The sequence below is a fragment of the Arthrobacter sp. 9V genome (assembly GCF_902506065.1).
Lineage (GTDB): Bacteria > Actinomycetota > Actinomycetes > Actinomycetales > Micrococcaceae > Arthrobacter.
This window is the reverse complement of record NZ_LR732936.1, coordinates 1-1,993: the sequence shown is the minus strand read 5'-3', so window position 1 is coordinate 1,993 and position 1,993 is coordinate 1. Positions and strand designations below refer to the sequence as shown.

The 1,993-nt window shown below is 71.2% G+C and carries 1 protein-coding gene; it reads right to left on the bottom strand.

Annotated features, from left to right (window positions below; all coding sequences use genetic code 11):
* Nucleotides 1–87 precede the first annotated feature (87 nt).
* Nucleotides 88–1,707, bottom strand: coding sequence for a phosphoglucomutase (alpha-D-glucose-1,6-bisphosphate-dependent) (pgm, locus tag BACI9J_RS22500; RefSeq protein WP_159736631.1), 1,620 nt, complete (start codon nucleotides 1,705–1,707; stop codon nucleotides 88–90).
* Nucleotides 1,708–1,993: the final 286 nt, after the last annotated feature.

The window sequence follows — 1,993 nt, the reverse complement described above, 5'->3', positions numbered from 1 at the left end:
CCCCTGCGGCGCACGGCCTGGAGGCCCGGTTCGGTTCCGGCGGTCGGGCTGCGGGAACCGAGTCCCGCAGCCCGACCGACGAGGGCGTCAGGCGCCCAGTGCCGCGTCGACGATCTCCTTGGCTTCGCGCTGCACCTGCTCGAGGTGCTCCTGCCCGACGAAGCTCTCGGCGTAGATCTTGTAGACGTCCTCGGTGCCCGACGGCCGCGCGGCGAACCAGGCCTTGTCGGTGACGACCTTCACGCCGCCGACGGCCGCGTCGTTGCCCGGGGTCTTCGACAGCTTCGCGGTGATCCGGTCGCCGGCCAGGGTGTCCGCGGTGATGGCGTCGCCGTCGAGCTTGCCGATGCGGGCCTTCTGCTCCTTCGAGGCCGCGGCGTCGACGCGCTGGTAGACCGGGGCGCCGAAGCGTTCGGTCAGCTCGGCGTAGAGCTGCGACGGGGTCTTGCCGGTGACGGCGACGATCTCGGACGCCAGGAGCGCCAGGATGATGCCGTCCTTGTCCGTCGTCCACGCGGTGCCGTCGGTGCGCAGGAAGGACGCACCTGCGGACTCTTCGCCGCCGAAGGCCACGGAGCCGTCGATCAGGCCGGGGACGAACCACTTGAAGCCGACCGGGACCTCCCACAGGCGACGGCCCAGGGACTCGGCGACGCGGTCGATGATGCTCGACGACACCAGCGTCTTGCCGATCGCGGCGTCGTCGCGCCACTCGGGTCGGTGCGCGTAGAGGTACTCGATCGCGACCGCGAGGTAGTGGTTCGGGTTCATCAGCCCGCCGTCGGGCGTGACGATGCCGTGCCGGTCGGAGTCGGCATCGTTGCCGGTGAGCACGTCGAAGTCGTCCTTGCGGGCGAGCACCGAGGCCATCGCCGAGGGGCTCGACGGGTCCATCCGGATCTTGCCGTCCCAGTCGAGGGTCATGAACGCCCACGTGGGGTCGACCTCGGGGTTCACGACGGTCAGGTCGAGGCCGTAGTGGTCGCGGATGGCGTTCCAGTACGGCAGCGAGGCGCCACCGAGCGGGTCGGCGCCGATCTTCACGCCGGCCTGCTTGATCGCTGCGATGTCGATGATGTTCTCGAGGTCGGCCACGTACGTGTTGAGGAAGTCGTAGCGCTGGGGCTCGGCGTCCTCGGTGCGCTGCACCTCGGCGTTGCCGCCCTCGATGATCGCGTTCGCCCGGTTCGCGATCCAGCTCGTGGCGTCGCTGTCCGCGGGGCCACCGTGCGGCGGGTTGTACTTGAAGCCGCCGTCGCGGGGCGGGTTGTGGCTCGGCGTGATGACGATGCCGTCCGCCGTGTCCGGGTTGCCGGCGCGGTTGTAGCGGATGATCGCGTGGCTCAGCGCGGGCGTCGGCACGAAGCCGTCCGCGCTGTCGGCGAGCACGCGCACGCCGTTGGCGGCCAGGACCTGCAGAGCGGTCTGCTCGGCGGGGGCGGAGAGCGCGTGGGTGTCGCGGCCGATGAAGAGCGGGCCGTCGGTGCCCTGCTCGCGGCGGTACTCGACGATCGCCTGCGTGATGGCGGCGATGTGGGTGTCGTTGAAGGCGGTGTCGAGCGACGACCCGCGGTGTCCGGACGTGCCGAACACGACCTTCTGCTCGGGGATCGAGACGTCGGGCACTCGGTCGTGGTAGGCGGCGAGGAGCTCGTCCAGGTCGACGAGGTCGTCTGCGGTCGCTGGGGTGCCGGCGCGGTCGTTCATGCGTCCATCCTGGCATCGGCGGCCCTGACGCGTTCGGGGGAAGTGCGCGAGACTCCGGCGAGGACGCGAGCGAGCGGCCGCCCCACCCGGGTTGAGGGGGGACCCCCGGGGTGCACGACCGCTCGCAGTCTGTGGAGGCAGGTGCCTCAGGCGGTGCGGAACGAACCCGTCGCCGTGCGGAACGAGCCGGTCACGGTGCGCGACGAGGACGTCGCGGTGCCGGGACGGCGGAACTGCGTGTCGACGAAGCGGCCGAGTGCGCGGCCGATGCCGGTGCCGGTGTAGC